Origin of the sequence: Tsukamurella asaccharolytica (assembly GCF_007858435.1) — a bacterium.
Taxonomy (GTDB): domain Bacteria; phylum Actinomycetota; class Actinomycetes; order Mycobacteriales; family Mycobacteriaceae; genus Tsukamurella; species Tsukamurella asaccharolytica.
Window position 1 is genome coordinate 1 of the sequence record NZ_VIGW01000065.1, and the last position, 565, is coordinate 565.

Annotated in this window: 1 protein-coding gene; it reads right to left on the bottom strand. The window is 67.6% G+C overall.

The features are described 5' to 3' along the window. Nucleotides 1–565: recombinase family protein (locus tag FK529_RS19830; RefSeq protein WP_146564363.1), on the bottom strand; the 565-nt coding region annotated here is incomplete at both ends.

Genomic DNA, 565 nt, shown 5'->3' on the forward strand with positions numbered 1-565 from the left:
GTCCTCCACGAACGCGCCGTGCTGCTTCGCTTCGGCCTGGCTGACCTCGGCCCATATCCGTTTCACCTGGGCCGCACTGTACCCGGCCAGCTCGGCGGTCTTGTTGATGCTGTAGCCGGACTTGCGCAGCGCGACAACTTGGGCGCGGCGCTTCGGATCAGCACGGCGGCCCTTGTACCGCCCGGCCTGGCGGGCCAACTCAATGCCTTGGCGCTGGCGTTCGCGCCTGTCCTCGTAGTCGTCGCGGGCCATCTGCAAGGCCAGGCGAAAAAGCATGATCTGCACGGCTTCCAGCACGATCTTGGCGACGCCCTGGGCCTCGGCCGCCAGGTCGGATAGATCGACCACGCCAGGGACGGCTAGGCGTGCGCCTTTGGCCTGTATCGAGGCCACCAGGCGCTCGGCCTCGGGCAAAGGTAGGCGGCTGATGCGGTCGATCTTCTCGGCAATGACCACCTCGCCGGGCTGTAGGTCGCCGATCATGCGCAGCAGCTCAGGCCGGTCGGCGAGTGCGCCGGATGCCTTCTCACGGGAGATGCCGGCGACGTAGTAGCCGGCGGCCTTC